The organism is Pseudoalteromonas luteoviolacea S2607 (assembly GCF_001625575.1).
Lineage (GTDB): Bacteria > Pseudomonadota > Gammaproteobacteria > Enterobacterales > Alteromonadaceae > Pseudoalteromonas > Pseudoalteromonas luteoviolacea_E.
In genome coordinates, this window is sequence record NZ_AUXV01000034.1 from 248710 (window position 1) to 265599 (window position 16890).

Genomic DNA, 16890 nt, shown 5'->3' on the forward strand with positions numbered 1-16890 from the left:
CTGCGCTCTTAAATCATATGTGTTCTCAAGCCCGCTTAATGCGGGCTTTTTTATGGCAAAACAGTGCTAAACACACTACAGTTAGTGAGTGGATGTTAGTAGTTGCACTGTTGTGAAAATTACATAATGATGGTGCTATTTGACACTTTTAAAACTTACTTAGTGAGGTTGCCGTGGCTCGCCTTTGGTTATTGATAGCTTTGTGTTTGATCTGCTTTGATACGTATGCAGATAAAAAGGTATATCGTTGGAAAGATCAAAACGGTAATTGGGTCTATTCTGACACGCCAAGAAAAGGAGCCAAAGAAGTTAAAATTAACACCAACTTTTTAACTATGCCTGCAACCGACACATCGGTTTTAACCACTTCACAACCTGCATCTGGACAAGCTTATAAAGCAGCGATTATAGCCCCTAATCATAAGCAAACTTTGCGGGATAACACTGGCAGCGTCTATGTCAGTGGTCAAATTACACCAAGGTTTGCCAAGGACTTTACCGTACAGCTGTATTTGGATGGTAAACCAACTGGCCCCAAACAACATACCGTTACCTTCGCATTGCGAAATGTGCCTCGCGGCGAGCATTCACTACAACTGATGGTATTCAATGGTAAGAATGAAGTCGTCACTAAAAGTAATGAAACGATTTTTTACTTGCACAAGGCTTCTGTAAATAATTAGTCCACCCAAACGTTTAGTTGTATCAATTGCACAGTACAACGAACAAAAGAACGACTTTATAACAATATGAACATTTGGCACAGGATTGTGTTACATTAACATGCACCAACTTGGTGCAAGGCGACCCATTATGGAACAAGCATCTCCTTCTATACTACAAGAACTTTGGCAAAATCTATCAACTTCCGTCATTTTGCTAGATGAAGATTTACGGATCCACTATGCCAATAATAGCGCCAGTGAGCTGCTGGGCCTTGGCCAGAAGCGGCTGATTGCTCAACCGTTTGAAAGTATTTTTCACCATCACTTAATCGACCTTAAACGCCTTAAACGCTATGTGTTAGATGATGGTATAGATTGCCAGCAGCACAAGGCAGACGTGGTATTTATTGATAATAGGGCCAGCACAATTAGCCTATTTGCGCGTAAGCTCAGCTTTGACAATCAAAATTATATTCAGCTTGAGTGTCGACGCATTGATGAAGAGCTGCGCTTTGACAAAGCCTTCAACCAAGCCCATCAATACCAAGCAGCTCGTAATCTTATTCGTGGATTAGCTCACGAAATTAAAAACCCATTGGGCGGGATCAGAGGAGCGGCGCAATTATTGCAGTATGAGGTTGATCAGCAAGAGCGCGATGAATGTGCACAGCTCATTATTGCTCAAGCCGATCGCCTAAGGGAGCTCGTGGACAGGCTTTTAGGTCCCAATGAATTACCTAAAAAAACGTACTGTAATATTCACAAAGTACTGGAGTCGATCTTAAAGCTCAGTGCATTGGAATCTGATCAATCCGTATTGCTAAGAAAGGACTATGATCCGAGCATCCCTGATATTTGTCTTGATGAAGCCAAGATACAACAAGTCGTACTCAACATAGTGCGCAATGCGCAACAGGCGCTAAATGGGCAAGGTGAAATCCGGGTAACAACGCGAATATGTCATCGTGTAAGACGTGGCAAACTCATGTTAAGAAAAGCCTTGCTCATAAAAATTGCAGACAACGGGCCGGGGATAGACGAGTCACTCAAAGCGACACTCTTTTACCCTATGGTCACAAATAAAGAGGGAGGTTCAGGCCTTGGACTGTCTATCGCGCAAACTTTAGTAGAGCAACATCGTGGCTTTATTGAATGTGACAGTTGGCCTGGACATACAGAATTTTGTATTTACTTACCCTTTGAAGACGAGCTAGGGAGCAAATAATGAAGAGTGTTTGGTTAGTTGATGATGATGCGTCAATTCGCTTTGTACTAGAAAAAGCCTTATCTAGAGCTGGGTTCGCAACGGAAAGCTTTGCAAATGGCCAAGACGTATTGACAGCGCTCGAGTACGACCAACCCTCTGTGTTAATGTCGGATGTCCGTATGCCAGGCATTGATGGCATGGCGTTGCTCGAAGAAGTAAATCAACTCTACCCTGCTTTACCCGTCATTATCATGACAGCACATTCTGATTTAGACTCCGCAGTTAATGCTTTTCAAAAAGGCGCATTTGAGTACCTTGCCAAACCTTTTGACTTGGATGAGGCAACTTCGCTTGCCGACAGAGCCTATCGTGCCGCACAGCAAAATGTCAAAACCAAGCAGGTCGATGCAATCTCTAACAGCCCTGATATCATTGGCGAAGCGCCAGCAATGCAAGAAGTATTCAGAGCCATTGGTAAGCTGTCAGCTTCAAGTATGAGTGTATTAATCAATGGTGAGTCTGGCACTGGTAAAGAACTGGTTGCAGGTGCCTTACATAATCACAGCCCCCGTAAAGACAATACTTTTATCGCCTTGAATATGGCTGCTATCCCTAAAGATCTGGTTGAATCTGAATTGTTTGGCCACGAGAAAGGGGCGTTTACAGGCGCCGATAGTGTCAGACGAGGTCGCTTTGAACAAGCCAATGGTGGCACATTATTCCTTGACGAAATTGGAGACATGCCCCTCGATGTGCAAACGCGTTTGCTAAGAGTATTGGCTGATGGCGAGTTTTATCGTGTTGGGGGACATCAAAGTATCAAAGTTGATGTGCGGATCTTAGCTGCTACACACCAAGATTTAGAGCAACTGGTCCGCGAAGGAAAATTTCGTGAAGACTTGTTTCATCGCCTCAATGTTGTCCGATTGCGCATTCCCCCACTTAGAGAGCGCAGTGTTGATATTGCCAAACTAGCACAATATTTTTTAGCTAAAAGCGCCAAAGAACTCAAAGTACCGAGTAAAGTTCTCACCGAAGCTGCACTCACTCAACTGTGTGCATTTGGCTGGCCGGGTAATGTCAGGCAGCTTGAGAATACCTGTCGCTGGTTAACAGTTATGGCGCCGGGTGACATGGTGGGCCCTCAAGACCTTCCACCAGAGCTCTCTCAACCTTCAGAGATAGCCGATACTGCAACAGGCCATGATTGGCTTGACGCATTTCAACAATGGCTTGACCAGCAACTGCGCCAAGGTGAAGAACACATTTGGCCACAAGTACAAGCGCAACTCGAAACACGCTTAATCAAGTCTGCTCTTGCAGCATGCCATGGACATAAACAGGATGCTGCGCTAAAAATAGGTTGGGGGCGTAATACATTGACCCGCAAACTGAAAGAGCGCAATATGCTAGAAAATGACTGAATATTTGGCTGACCATGAAGCTGTTAGAAAATATTACCACTATTAAACAATTGGAAATCATTAATCGGCTCGACTTTTTTAAAGAGTTCTCTCTTGCCGAACGGCAAGTATTATTAGAATCTTTTAGTCACCTTTATTTGATTGGCCAAGGTAAGCATGCATTTAAAAGATTTGAACAAGACAATCGCCTATATATCATTTTAAGTGGTGAGTTGCGTATCTTTTCTGAAAAGAGTCATGTTGATATCGGTCATGTAGGACCGGGGGAGTTTGTTGGTGAAGGCGCATTTATATGCCATCGAGAGCGCAGTACTAGCGCGCAAGCCGTGTCGGATACCATCGTATTAGCAATTACCTCAGAAGCTCTGACTAAATTACCTGCTGTTATTAGAGAAAAAATCAAAGATAAAATCATTGCAGGCATGAGTGAGCGTATTCATAAACTCAATCATTATATCGAAGAGCAGTTTTAGGCAGCTTAAAGACTACAGAGCACCTAGTTGCACTGTAGTCTACCAACCGCTTAGCAGTTATACATAGACATACACGTAATGCCTTTGTAAGAGATACAACCTGGTACGTGAGGCGAGCTCGCGTACATACCACCAGCAACTTGTGGTGTTTGGTCATGATTTAGCGTTTTATTGTTAGTGGTTAATTGCTTAACTGAACGTTTCTTAAGTGCGACTTTCATCGTGATTTCCTTTTTATGTTGATCTATTTCACACAGGTTGACTATTGCAACCTGTTTAATAAATAACCATCAACACGCTTGAAAATCAATGCTTTGTGTCTGTACATTATTTCAATACAAACATCCATAGTTCTATGAGATAGTAAAATGTTTGACTGTACAAAAATCAGACAGCTCGAGTGGGATCAAAAGGGTGCGAACGCACCCTTTTGTTAGTTTAGCAATTCGCTAAATAAATCAAACAGCCTATCGAGTTCTTCGATGGTGTTATAGTGCATACAGCCAATGCGAACGACACCGCCCTTATCCATAACGCCCAGCTGTTCGCATAGGCCTTGCGCATAAAAGTTACCGTCCCAAACACACACATGTTGCTTGCCTAAAAACTCAGATACTTTACGCGGTTCAAGGCCATCAAAAGTCAACGCAAACGTCGGCGTACGCTCAGAAACTCTTGCCACATCAGCGATGCCATACAGTTTAATTTGAGGAAACTGAGCCAACTTAGTTAAAAAGTGCTGACTGAGTGACATTTCATGTGCCTTTGAATTTGCAAACGCTTGCTCAAGGCGCACTCTGAGAGGTTCCGATTTTGGTAATTCGCTCAAAGAAGCAATGTAATCAATTGCAGCGATGACACCTGCAAGTCCTTCAAAGCTTTGTGTGCCGGTTTCCCAACGTCCTGGGATCACATCTTTCGCGGGCTCGACTTTGTATGGCATAAAACCTTCAAGGTGCGCACGCTTTCCATAAACAATACCCACATGCGGACCAAAGAACTTATAGGCAGAGCAAGCTAAAAAGTCGCAATCTAACGCTTGTACATCAATCAACTCATGCGGTGCAAAATGCACTGCATCTACATAGACGAGTGCACCTACTTGATGTGCCATTTCGACAATTTTCTTGATGTTATTGATAGATCCTGTGGTATTAGAAGCGTACGTTACAGCAACTAACTTTGTATTGCTGTTAAGTAACTCAGCATAGTGCTCTAAGTCTAAAGTACAGTCAGCTTCATTGACACGCACAGCGTGCACACTCGCACCTTTGTCTTGTGCAGCTTGACGCCACGATGATACGTTTGAGTAATGATCGGCATTGGTCACGATGACTTCATCTGTAGGCTGCCAATCTCGAGAAATTGCACGGCTAAAGCTAAAAGTCAGGCTCGTCATATTAGCACCAAATACGATTTGATCGCTGCTTGGCGCATTGAGCAGCTGTGCCACTGATTCTCTAGCTTGACCCATTAACTCTACCGTTTTATCGCTAGAGAAGAATGCGCCACCTAAGTTAGAATTAAAGTAACCTAGGTACGCTGACATTGCACTTAGCACTGACTGAGGGACTTGTGAACCACCTGGGCCATCTAAAAACATCGGTGCCTGTCCGGAGATTTCTTGCATCAATGCAGGAAATTGGCGGCGAATTTGAGATAAGTTCATAGCGACCTCATTAAGCCGTAAATACGAAACAGTCTAAGTAGCCCACTTGCTCAGCGTCTAACTTATTCATCGGTGTTGCGTTGTGCCAAACTTCACGGTCATTTACAAGTGCAAATAACCCATCTTTAATTTCCATTTTGAAACAAGGCTCTGCTTCTTTATGTTCATACACAAGTAACTCGCCACCGGCAATATTCTCGTGTGAAACACCACATACACACACGTGATCAAAGCCATCTTGGTGCACACCTTCAGGCGCCGGAGGTGTATCACTTTCAATGGCCAACATACGGAACTGATGTACTTCGATATCACTGTCGTCTGCGATACCTGTCATTGCTTTGAATTCAGACAGCAAGTGTTTGAAACCTTCGCTTTGTAGCAACTCGGTTTCTAGATTTTCGTACACACGTTCTACATTGCCCTGAAAATTGTTGATGGAATCATCTTGTACAAATGCTTTTGTTGGCTGAATAGACACCGTATTTTCTTGAAACTTTAATACTGAATAACGACGCTTACGAAAAGCGCCATCGGCATACGGGTTGTCGGGTAAACGTGAAAAAAATGGCTTTACCGAATCAATATGAGATTGTTGAATAAAACGAAGTTGAAGCAAATTCTGGTTGTTTACTGCTGTCATTTTTGCTCTCGCCTTTTGATGAGAAATTGGCAGAGATCTTAATCTATTTCGCAGGAAATTTTGATTTTGAATAACTTGTTTTTAGCAAAAAACAAGAATAAATATACCCAATAAAAACATAAGTTAGATTAAAAATACCATTTGTTTTAATTTTGGTAACTTAGAACGATAGCGCCAGAAATACTCATCATAAAGGCTCATTAGTCATTTCAGCGCTATTCAGTGTACTAAATAAATGCAATTAGTAAGATAAACACTTCACCATTGCATTGTTCATAAGTAACGATGCATTAAAGCGGCATATCACAGCTTGTCTTTGACCGCTTGCAGTTGGTTGCTAAAACTAAGGTGACGTAAATCACCCAATCCAGCTTTTTCAGTCAATTCGAGTAGCTGGTTTTCTAGTGTCAGCAGCTGAGCTTCTACTTGCTCTTCATCTAGTGCTTGCTTGCGTGCTAGATGTTCTGCAAACAAATGCTCTAGTCTTAATATCTGTAATTTTGCAGAGTGGACTTTGACTTCTATATTCGTGTAATCGCGTACGTTCAGGTTTATAAATTGCTGCGCATATTCTGCAGTATTTCTCACATCAGCGTAAACGCTCGGTAGTACCTGCACCTTTTTTGATGCACTAATCATCTTTAGGTCTGCATTTATTTGCCCTAAACAGTGGAAACTCACTGCATCCTTTTCCAAGTGCGTTAACTGTGCTTGAAAACTAGGTAACAGTGCTTCTACATCAGGCAGCTTGCCATCCACTAACATGGCTTTGAGCTTGTTATGATGCTTATGTAACTTTCGGTAGCGAGTCGGAAACTGTTGCTGAGTATCAAATTTGGCTAACACCGCAAAGTGTGAACGAATTGGTTCTAATACGGCTAAAATCAGTTTCTTTGCTGCTTGTGCGCCGCCAACCAGTGCCAAAATTTCTTGGCTCATTTCGATAATTTCAGCACTGACTGTTTGAGATGAAAAAAATGAAGCACTGTCCAAAGCTTCATGTGGCTTAGCTTATAATTCCGAAAACTGCTCTTTTAAGCCTTGCCACTCTTTTCTCGCTTTATCCATCCTGTTTAGATCATACTCATCGAGCAACTCCACATTGGCCAAATGCATTGCTTGCTGAGCTTCAGAATAAGCTGTTTCAGCTCTGCTATATGCAGCTTGTATTTGCTCCGCCGAGGGCGACGTACCGCCCAACGTGTTTTGTACCGAGTCCAGAGTTTTACATCCTGTTATACCAATAAGCATTGCACCAAAAACAATGCCAAACTTCATTTGCATCAATAACTCCATTGTAATCCAGCGGTCAGAGATACATTAGTATACTCTATTTCAGGTACGCGCAAACGCCGTCCATTCACCTCTTCCGTTACCGTATCCCGCTCTTTGTAATATGCATCGACACCTAACATCACAGCAATATGCTCAACAAGTTGATATCTAACCCCAGCTCTCGCCATCACGCCCCACCCATTAAAATTCTCGGTTAACGTTGTTGTCTCAAATTGAGTATTTTGAATACGGCTATAAACTGGCGTGCTCAACTCTCCTTCAACATACCAACTTACTTTTTCATTCGGCTGCATCAACTTGCTATCGTATCGCGCCCCAACAGTTGCCAATAGTCCCATTTGATCTTCGGTCACTGAGATAACTGGGACTAAAGATGCAGGGTTATTTTGCAGCACATCATCGCCATCCTTTGCTTGCCCGGGTAAATCAAAACGTGGGACTGGGTCCCCTTCATCTCTGGGTAATGCTTTTAATGCATTATCAAAATCTGTAGCGCCAGGATTTACAAATTGGAAGTTAGAGCGCGTAAAACTTGATGTGAAGATCTTCATACCAAAGGTCAGCTGTATGGCTCTTTGATAGTTGTAAGCGGCTGTAAAGGCCAATTCATTGGCTTTGACCTTAAAGTCATTCTGCTGGATAGCACCAAAGTTTCTGAGTGACCAAGTCTCTGTGTCAATTTCTGTTGAAATAGTTGCAGCACTGCCGATGTAGAAACCCCAATCCTCATCCACTCCGGTATAAGAGAGTTGCCTAACCGCTGGGTTGGTCACAGAGATCGACTGTGACAACTGACCAAAGCCGGCAACATCTTGCAAAGATTCATTGTAATCTATGGTTTCAAAGCCAAGACGTATTTCACTAAAAGACGGTAATGGCGCAGCTGATGCACTAAAACTACCCATAATCCCTAACAAAGCGAGCGTGTATTTCATTGCCTTTCCCCGATAACATGGTGATTGTGTATCGCAAGGCACTGCATACTCCCCCTTGCTTTAAAGCCTAATTGGTTACTTTGGTAAGCCTATATAAACTTACTTGGAGTAGGCACAACCACCCCATGGTATAAGATCAGCAGATAGCGCCATACAAGCTTTACAAAGCAGTCCAGCAACTCATTCGGTTGTTTTATAAACAGTAGTACAGACCTCTTTATAGTCAAGGACATAGAATGAGCGCAAGGCGAATAATGTATAGTGGTTTTCTTTATTAATAGACTGAACTAAAACAGCTAATGTGGATAAAAAAGCCAGTACAAGACTGGCTTTACTCTATAGCACGTTAGACGGCTTGCTGAATAATGACGCTTTCAGCCTTTTTTGTATATTGAGGCATATGATGGAAATTCAGATACCGGTATGTGTCAGCCGCTGTCGCATTGATCTTGGTGGCATACTCTTGATATTCATCTGGTGAAGGCAGACGCCCCGTAATCGCAGCAACTGCCGCAAGCTCAGCAGATGCTAAAAACACGTTTGCGCCCGTACCGAGACGATTAGGGAAGTTTCGTGTCGAAGTTGACACAACCGTGGCACGATCTGCCACACGGGCTTGGTTACCCATACAGAGCGAACACCCCGGTGTTTCAATACGCGCACCTACGCGACCATAAATACCATAATATCCTTCATCGATTAATTGGTCTCGATCCATTTTTGTTGGTGGTGCTATCCACATACGCGTGGGTAATTGACCTTTAAACCCATCTAACAGCTTACCAGCAGCTCTAAAGTGCCCAATATTAGTCATACAGGAGCCGATAAATACTTCATTGATCGCTTCGCCCTGCACCGTTGAAAGTAGTCGAGCATCATCTGGGTCGTTTGGTGCACATAGGATGGGCTCCTTGATCTCACTTAGATCAATATCAATGATATGAGCATATTCTGCACTCTTGTCGGCTTCCATCAATTCTGGATTTGCCAACCAAGCCTCCATTTTAGAAATTCGACGCTCTATTGTCCGTACATCACCATACCCCTCAGAAATCATCCACTTGAGCATCACAATATTTGAGTTTAAATATTCCTCTATTGAAGACTGTGACAACTTCACGGTACAGCCTGCTGCCGAGCGTTCTGCCGATGCATCTGAGAGCTCAAACGCTTGTTCTACCGTTAGATGTTCAACCCCTTCTATCTCTAAGATACGGCCAGAAAACTCATTTACTTTGCCTTTCTTTTCAACAGTTAGAAGGCCCTGCTGAATGGCGTAGTAAGGGATTGCATGTACTAAATCTCGCAATGTGATCCCCGGCTGCATATCCCCCTTAAAGCGAACTAAAATGGACTCAGGCATATCGAGCGGCATCACCCCCGTTGCCGCAGCAAAAGCAACAGCGCCTGATCCAGCTGGAAATGAAATCCCTAGAGGAAAACGTGTATGTGAGTCTCCACCAGTACCTACAGTATCCGGCAACAGCATTCGGTTTAACCAAGAGTGGATAACACCATCTCCTGGTCGTAAAGATACGCCACCGCGATTCATCATAAAATCCGGGAGTGTGTGATGGGTATTAACATCGATTGGCTTTGGATAAGCTGATGTGTGGCAGAATGACTGCATGGTCAAATCCGCCGAAAAGCCCAAACATGCCAGATCTTTAAGTTCATCACGAGTCATCGGTCCGGTTGTATCTTGCGAGCCCACCGTCGTCATCTTAGGCTCACAATACTGGCCAGGGCGCACGCCTTCTACTCCACACGCTTTACCAACCATCTTCTGCGCAAGTGTAAAGCCTTTCCCTGTATCGTTTGCTTGAATAGGCTTACGGAAAATAGCCTCCTGTTCCAGACCTAAAGAGGCACGTGCTTTATCTGTTAGCCCGCGACCGATGATCAGTGGGATGCGCCCGCCCGCCTGTACCTCATCCAAAATCACTTCAGACTTAAAGGTAAACTCAGAAACCACCTCTTCTGTACCATGGCGTTTAACCACTCCTTCATAAGGATAAATGTCTATTTGGTCGCCCATCGCTAGTTGCTCGACTGGTAATTCGATGGGTAAAGCGCCAGAGTCTTCCATTGTATTAAAGAATATCGGTGCTATTTTACCACCTAAGCACACACCACCAACACGCTTATTGGGCACATAAGGAATGTCATCTCCCATAAACCAAAGTACCGAATTGGTTGCGGATTTACGCGATGAACCAGTACCAACAACATCACCTACGTAAGCAAGCGGCAGACCTTGCTTTTTAAGAGATGCGAGTTGAGATATTGGCCCAATCTCACCGTGTTTTTCCGGCTTAATGCCGTCTCTTTCGTTTTTTAACATCGCAAGGGCATGCAATGGAATATCAGGGCGTGACCAGGCATCAGGTGCTGGAGAGAGGTCATCAGTATTGGTTTCACCAGTTACTTTAAATACAGTGACTGAAATTTTTTCAGGTACTGCAGGTTTTTCGGTAAACCATTCGGCATTTGCCCAAGAAGTTATTACCTGCCTCGCAAACTGATTACCATTGTGTGCCTTTTCTTCAACGTCATAAAAAGCATCAAACATTAAGAGTGTGTGCGACAACCCTTTCGCCACAATGGGTGCTAGCTGTTCGTCATCTAGTAATTCGATCATAGGTGCAATGTTGTAGCCACCTAACATAGTGCCTAACAACTCTGCAGCATACGCTTTCGAGATCAGTGGTGAAGTGGTCTCCCCTTTCGCAACAGCAGCTAGGAAACTAGCCTTGACGTAGGCTGCGTCATCAACTCCAGGTGGTACCCTGTTGACCAACAGATCTAATATAAACTCTCCTTCTCCTGCTGGAGGCGTCTTTACAAGCTCAATTAACTCCGCTGTTTGTTGTGCGTCTAGCGGTTTGGGGACTATTCCTTGAACCGCGCGCTCTTCTACATGGTTACGATACTCTTGAAGCACAATAAAATCCTCTTGGTGACGTGTTTTAATAAGCATTTTAGTATTTAGATTTATAACTGCTTATCTTTTAATCTGACAATTTGATTATAAGGACTTTATTTTTAGATGAAAATCTTGCAAGTTGGATTGGAGAGAATATCCACTATAAGCTGTATGAATACAAACAATAGATATTTTAGAGGTTTACGAACAGTTATTATTATTTGTGCATTTGTTGCCGAGCCCACTTTATGGGCTCGGCCTGCAATCGAAGATTAGCGTTTAACTTTAACTCGCTCCACTGAAATAACTTTTGCCTCTACTCGGCGATTAGCAGTATGCGCTTCTTGCGTATTACGGCTATCCAATAAACGCTCTTCACCGTAACCCACGGTCGAAATGCGAGAAGCATTAATCCCCTGTTCAATCAGCTGCTTAGCTACAGAGTCTGCACGCTTTTTCGAAAGCCACATGTTGTAATCGGCTTTACCTAAGCTAGATGTGTGACCTTCTAACACAACAGTTGTTTCTGGGTGCGCATTTAAGAATTCAACAACCGCACTGATATCATTTAGGTATTGCTGAGATACTTGTGAGTTGTTATTCGGGAACCTAACCAACAAACTAACAGTTACTTCTTTGTCTTCATATAGACTACAGCCCATTGAATCAACCGCATCACTCATAGGCGTATTAGCACAACGGTCATTCTTGTCTAAAACACCATCTTTATCGCTGTCTTTAGGTGCTGTAACTACAGCGGGCTGCGGCGCAGGTTGTGGCGCAGGCTCAACTTTCTTAGGACTACTTTTAGACCCTCCAAACATGTAATTAATGCCCAGTTTGGCGCCTACATCCGTATAGCCTCGCTCGAGACCCTGATAGATGGCAGTTTCAAAGTTAGCTGCAAAATTTTCTGTGAAATGATGGCGGTAACCAACACCAGCATTGGCAAATAAATTGCTATCAAATACGTCAATAGATTTTAAACCCGCTAGCGCATAGAATGGGCCACCGTCAAAATGGTATAGACCATCAATACCCAGACGATCGCCATCGACAGAACCAGTTCCCGCGCCTTCAAGGTCAAAGTCTAGATCGGCATACTCAATACGCGCGCTCCAATACTTGTTGAAACGGTAGCCCAGCTCCGCACCCCAGCCAGTAGAGTTATCGATGCCAACACCACCATTGCCAACACCTCTAATGTTTTCCCAGCTTGCATCGTAGTAATCACCGAATACGCCTAAGTAAACACCTTCTTCAATTTCACTCGCTTGCAACGAAGATACCGTAGCCATCGCTACAACTATGCTTAGCATCTTAAGTTTCATGTTTATTCCCTCTAAATTTCAGACTTTTCTAGTTTGATGCCCACATAATAGTAGTCGATGACTTAATAATTACTTAACACAAGATAAGTATTTTTAATTATATTTCTACCCTTGGTGGCCGAATAATACTTGATACAAACCATCTTCTTCTACTAAAGTCCTATGATCTCCAGATTGAGTAACCCTGCCATCATCTAGTACATAGATAATATCTGCTTGTCGAATCGCACTGAGGCGATGTGCAATTATTAACGTAGTTCGACCCTGTAAAAACTGATTGAGGTTCTTGTGTATGCGTGCTTCAGTCTCTACATCTAATGCTGAAGTCGCTTCGTCTAAAATCACCACCTTAGGGTTTGCAGCAACCATTCTTGCAATTGCAAGGCGTTGTTTTTGACCGCCTGACAACCTTACCCCATTACGACCTACCACAGCTTCTAACTGCCCTTCCATGTCTTTCACATTACTCGCTAACTCGGCAATTTCTAACGCATGCCATAACTGCTCGTCTGTGCAATCACGGCCAAGGCTTAAGTTTTCTCGTATCGTCGCGTTAAAAAGTATGGGTTGCTGTAAGACGGTCACCACATGTTCTCGAATATGGTTATAACCGATGTCATCAACTGACACCCCATTAACCAAAATATTGCCTTGCGACTTCTGATATAAGCCCAATAGCAGTTGAACTAATGTAGATTTTCCACCACCCGATACAGCAACTAACGCAACTTTTTTACCCTCAGGAATAGACATACTGACATTACTTAGAATCTGCTGACCATCGTTGTAGGAAAAACTCACATTTTCAAATTCAATACCGACTTGGGGGGCCTCAAATACGTGCATTTTTGATTGTCGGCTATGAGGCTCAGTTTCATAATCCAATACTTGATTGAGACGCTGTAGTGCACCGGATGCACTATAATAAGAGTATTGGATACTTAAAATCTCTTGCACGGGTCCCATCATAAACCAGAGGTAGCCAAAAACAGCAAATATTTGTCCTACGGTCACTCCAGAAAATATCACCATTAACATTGCTATGGCCCGAAAGACTTCAAACCCCAGAAGGAATACGGTTAAGCTCAATCTATTTACAGCATCAGTTTTCCATTGAGATTGCACTGAGTAATATCGAAGATCTTTGGCTGCGCCCATGACATTTTCGAAATAGCCATGCTCCCTACGCATGGCTTTTAATTGCGCGATTGCATCTAATGTCTCAACCAGCGCCGTCTGAAATGCCTCAAAAGCGCTGTTTTTCTTTTTGGTGAGATGTTTAACCTGCTTCCCAAATTGTCGAGAGAAATAGATCACAGCAGGATTAAGTGTAAGAATAATTAGACCGAGAGTTAGATCTATCCAAAGCAGTACAATTGCTGTGCCAATAATAGTTAATAGTCCGATCAAGAATCGAGACATGGTTTGGCTAATAAAACTATCCAAAGTCTCAATATCGGTGACACATCTAGAACTAATAGCAGCCCCTCCCTGTGTCTCAAATTCTTTCAATTGCACTCGAGACAAGTGATTTAGTAGGCGCTCTCGAATCTGTAGTGATACATCTTTACCAATAATCGTAAATTGCCTAGATTGGGCAACCCCAAGCAACAGCGCGCCTATACGCATGAGCATTACAGCAATTAATATTGCGAGGATATACCCTGTTGGACCATGCCAATCAGAAGGCAACAACTGATTCATGAACTCTACAGCAATGCCCGGCTTTTCTAGTAACACTTCATCGACCAGCAGTGGCATCATTAAAGGGATAGGCACACTGACTAGTGCGGCAAGCAGTGCAATAATATGCGCCAGAATCAATGGCTTTCTATGCGCTAATACCTGCCTTTGTATTTCCTTCCAAGTTAATGGTCCTGTCATATATTCTCTCAAAAATTAAGTACCACAGAATGTTTGATAATGTGTTGTGTCAGACTGAGGTGTTAGCCACTTTTGTGGCAAACTACGATAATCATAAGGTGATTTTAGTGCGATAAGCCAATCCCTTAATTGCTCACTTTTGCCGTCACGGTAAAAATCGGCGATGACTTCTTCGACTAACTCATTGCGGGGGATCAATGCCGGATTCACCATTTTCATGGTATTAATCATGATATCTTTAGAATATTGCTCTGTGCGCGCTGACCATTTACTTAACCAATTACCTAGTTCATTGGCCAATGGGTATTGATCTCGCAGTGTATTCATTGTGTGGGCAGTAAGCCCTGCAAATGTATTTGTATAATCTAGTTTGTGCGTTGTCATTAACTCTAGCAATTCATTAATCAAACTTTGATCTTCATCATTCCAGTCCAGTAGACCAAGTTTGTCTTGCCATAATTGACGATATCCTTGGTTAAACGCTTCGGAAAAATCGGCCAAGCTTTTTGAAAATCGCTCAATCGCCTCTTCTTCACTTTCACAGAGCAGAAGCAGTGACTCAGCTAATCGCGCACAATTCCAACTCGCTATATTTGGCTGTTGACCAAACGCGTATCGCCCTTGTGAATCAATAGAACTAAAAACGCGAGAGAAAGAAAAACCTTCCATCATCGCACATGGGCCATAATCAATTGTCTCGCCATTGACCAGCGTGTTATCGGTATTCATGACACCATGTATAAAGCCAACTTGTAACCACTTCAGCATCAGCGAACATTGCGCTTGGCAAACTCGATTAAAAAAAGCATAAACACGCTCTTCGCCTTGCGAAGTTATGTCTTCAAAGCTGTCACGGATACATAATTCAAGAAGTTCACTCATCGCCGTCTTGTCTTGCTTCAGTGCCAACAGTTGAAAAGAACCGACTCTTACATGATTACGTGCCATACGTGCCACAACAGCGCCTGGAACATGTCCTTGTCGATATACTGTTTGCCCCGTAGATAACACAGCTAAACAATGGGTCGTTGGGACACCTAAGCTAAGCATAGCTTGGCTCATTATAAACTCTCGAATGGCAGGCCCTAACGCACATAGACCATCTCCCCCCCGAGAAAAGGAAGTCGCGCCTGAACCCTTTAATTGGATATCGTACTCAACCCCTTCTGTTCCAGTAAATGTGCCTATCAAGTGAGCCCGCCCGTCACCCAGTAATGGGTTAAAATGACCGAATTGATGCCCTGAGTAAGCCAAACTCACACTCTCACAGTCAGGTAAAGAAGCTTGTCCTGATAAGTATTGCAACACTTCTTCAGATTGCCATTTGAGCCCAGTGCATTCGTTAAGCTGCTCGTTAATTAATAGCACCTCTGACTGCGTAAATATATTTGGTTCTGCTAAAACAGCGAACTCTTCACCTAATTCTTTATAACGAGAATAAAACATACTTTAAACACTCTGAATTGCGTTATCACCAACACTAAATGCGATTATCTGGCTAATAGCAGCCATCGATAGTCCGCTTGATTCTTGCAACTCGTTGAAGTGTGCTTGAGCGGCTTTTAATGACTTTAAACTTTGCAAACCACCATCGATCAGCTTATTAGCCCGTAGGTAAGTTTCAACATCTTTGGTCAATAAAAATGTGTCTTTACCCAAGGCCCTTAATGCAAATGGTCCCGTATTGCCCCCCAACCGGTTGCCTTTCTTTTTAAGCATAAGCCATAAATCAATGATTTTGCTACTTGGCCAGCGCGCAACTAACTCACTGAATGATCCATGCTCTTGCTGGATTTCATAAATCATATGGCAATTTATCGCAATACTTTGTACTTTTTTGAAATTGCGAATGATGCGTTCATCTTTCGATCTCTGTTCATACATATCGGGGGACATATAAAGCAGTTTTTCTATAGAGAAATCCCAAAATACTTCTCTAAATCCATCCCATTTAGCATTAACGACAGACCAATAAAAACCGGACTGGAAAATTTTCCGCGTGAACTCTTCTAACCAAACATCGTCGCTATAACTCGCCAAAACCGCTTCATTCTGGGGTTTATTTAACAAAATACGTAAATTAGCTTCACCACCTTTACGCTCACATGCTCTCTCATATATTTCGTTAAACCGATTCACTTAGCCCCCTAAGATTGTTTGTAAATACACCTTGTACGTACAATAGTCTCATATAAATTCCCGATGGAACACATAATGGTAGTAGGGGTATTGCCATTGATATCGTGCAAAGGGTTAACGACAGCGAACGCAGTGAGTACGTTTCCTTTGCGCAAGATAGGTGTAAAAGGTTAGCGATAGCGAACGCAGTGAGTGCGCTCTTTTTGCGCAAGGTGAAATAAGCTATTTTAATAACTGATGAGGGATTCGTGACCCAACCATTTCAATTATGAACGAATAAAAATAATGCCGAAAGAGT

At 43.0% G+C, this 16890-nt stretch carries 15 protein-coding genes; 4 read left to right on the forward strand and 11 right to left on the reverse strand.

Going from position 1 to position 16890, the window contains the following annotated elements; all coding sequences use genetic code 11:
* Positions 1-173: 173 nt before the first annotated feature.
* From N480_RS16145 to N480_RS16160, 4 genes are all read left to right on the forward strand, one after another.
* Positions 174-683, forward strand: a complete 510-nt coding sequence (locus tag N480_RS16145) for a DUF4124 domain-containing protein (protein WP_063373484.1) — start codon at positions 174-176, stop codon at positions 681-683.
* A 130-nt stretch (positions 684-813) separates the two neighbouring features.
* Positions 814-1890: a nitrogen regulation protein NR(II) gene (gene glnL / locus N480_RS16150; protein ID WP_063373485.1), complete on the forward strand. Its 1077-nt coding sequence runs from the start codon at positions 814-816 to the stop codon at positions 1888-1890.
* On the forward strand, positions 1890-3296 hold the full coding sequence (gene ntrC / locus N480_RS16155; protein WP_063373486.1) for a nitrogen regulation protein NR(I): 1407 nt from the start codon (positions 1890-1892) through the stop codon (positions 3294-3296). Before glnL ends, ntrC begins: the two co-directional genes overlap by 1 nt.
* Positions 3297-3310: 14 nt before the next feature.
* Positions 3311-3769, forward strand: a complete 459-nt coding sequence (locus tag N480_RS16160; protein ID WP_063373487.1) for a cyclic nucleotide-binding domain-containing protein — start codon at positions 3311-3313, stop codon at positions 3767-3769.
* A gap of 50 nt (positions 3770-3819) precedes the next feature.
* Here N480_RS16160 and N480_RS25400 read toward each other — a convergent pair whose 3' ends face one another.
* From N480_RS25400 to N480_RS16210, 11 genes are all read right to left on the reverse strand, one after another.
* Positions 3820-3990 (reverse strand): hypothetical protein, encoded by a 171-nt coding sequence (locus N480_RS25400; protein ID WP_155732868.1) that lies wholly within the window; start codon positions 3988-3990, stop codon positions 3820-3822.
* A gap of 212 nt (positions 3991-4202) precedes the next feature.
* The gene (locus tag N480_RS16165; RefSeq protein WP_063373488.1) at positions 4203-5438 is read right to left on the reverse strand and encodes a cysteine desulfurase-like protein; all 1236 of its coding nucleotides are present in this window, start codon (positions 5436-5438) and stop codon (positions 4203-4205) included.
* A 10-nt stretch (positions 5439-5448) separates the two neighbouring features.
* Positions 5449-6081 (reverse strand): 2OG-Fe dioxygenase family protein, encoded by a 633-nt coding sequence (locus tag N480_RS16170; RefSeq protein WP_063373489.1) that lies wholly within the window; start codon positions 6079-6081, stop codon positions 5449-5451.
* Between the two features lie 303 nt (positions 6082-6384).
* Positions 6385-7020, reverse strand: a complete 636-nt coding sequence (locus N480_RS16175) for a hypothetical protein (protein ID WP_155732869.1) — start codon at positions 7018-7020, stop codon at positions 6385-6387.
* A 72-nt stretch (positions 7021-7092) separates the two neighbouring features.
* Positions 7093-7365: a hypothetical protein gene (locus tag N480_RS16180; RefSeq protein WP_063373491.1), complete on the reverse strand. Its 273-nt coding sequence runs from the start codon at positions 7363-7365 to the stop codon at positions 7093-7095.
* Positions 7365-8312, reverse strand: coding sequence for a hypothetical protein (locus N480_RS16185; protein WP_063373492.1), 948 nt, complete (start codon positions 8310-8312; stop codon positions 7365-7367). Before N480_RS16185 ends, N480_RS16180 begins: the two co-directional genes overlap by 1 nt.
* Positions 8313-8658: 346 nt before the next feature.
* Positions 8659-11256, reverse strand: coding sequence for a bifunctional aconitate hydratase 2/2-methylisocitrate dehydratase (gene acnB, locus N480_RS16190; protein WP_063373508.1), 2598 nt, complete (start codon positions 11254-11256; stop codon positions 8659-8661).
* 254 nt (positions 11257-11510) lie between these two features.
* A complete protein-coding gene (locus tag N480_RS16195; RefSeq protein ID WP_063373493.1) occupies positions 11511-12569 on the reverse strand; it encodes an OmpA family protein in 1059 nt (352 codons plus the stop codon).
* 105 nt (positions 12570-12674) lie between these two features.
* The gene (locus N480_RS16200; RefSeq protein ID WP_063373494.1) at positions 12675-14453 is read right to left on the reverse strand and encodes an ABC transporter ATP-binding protein; all 1779 of its coding nucleotides are present in this window, start codon (positions 14451-14453) and stop codon (positions 12675-12677) included.
* Positions 14454-14468: 15 nt separating this feature from the next.
* Complete coding sequence (locus N480_RS16205) at positions 14469-15899, reverse strand: protein adenylyltransferase SelO family protein (protein WP_063373495.1); 1431 nt, start codon at positions 15897-15899, stop codon at positions 14469-14471.
* A gap of 3 nt (positions 15900-15902) precedes the next feature.
* Positions 15903-16592, reverse strand: a complete 690-nt coding sequence (locus tag N480_RS16210) for a DNA-3-methyladenine glycosylase I (protein WP_063373496.1) — start codon at positions 16590-16592, stop codon at positions 15903-15905.
* Positions 16593-16890: the final 298 nt, after the last annotated feature.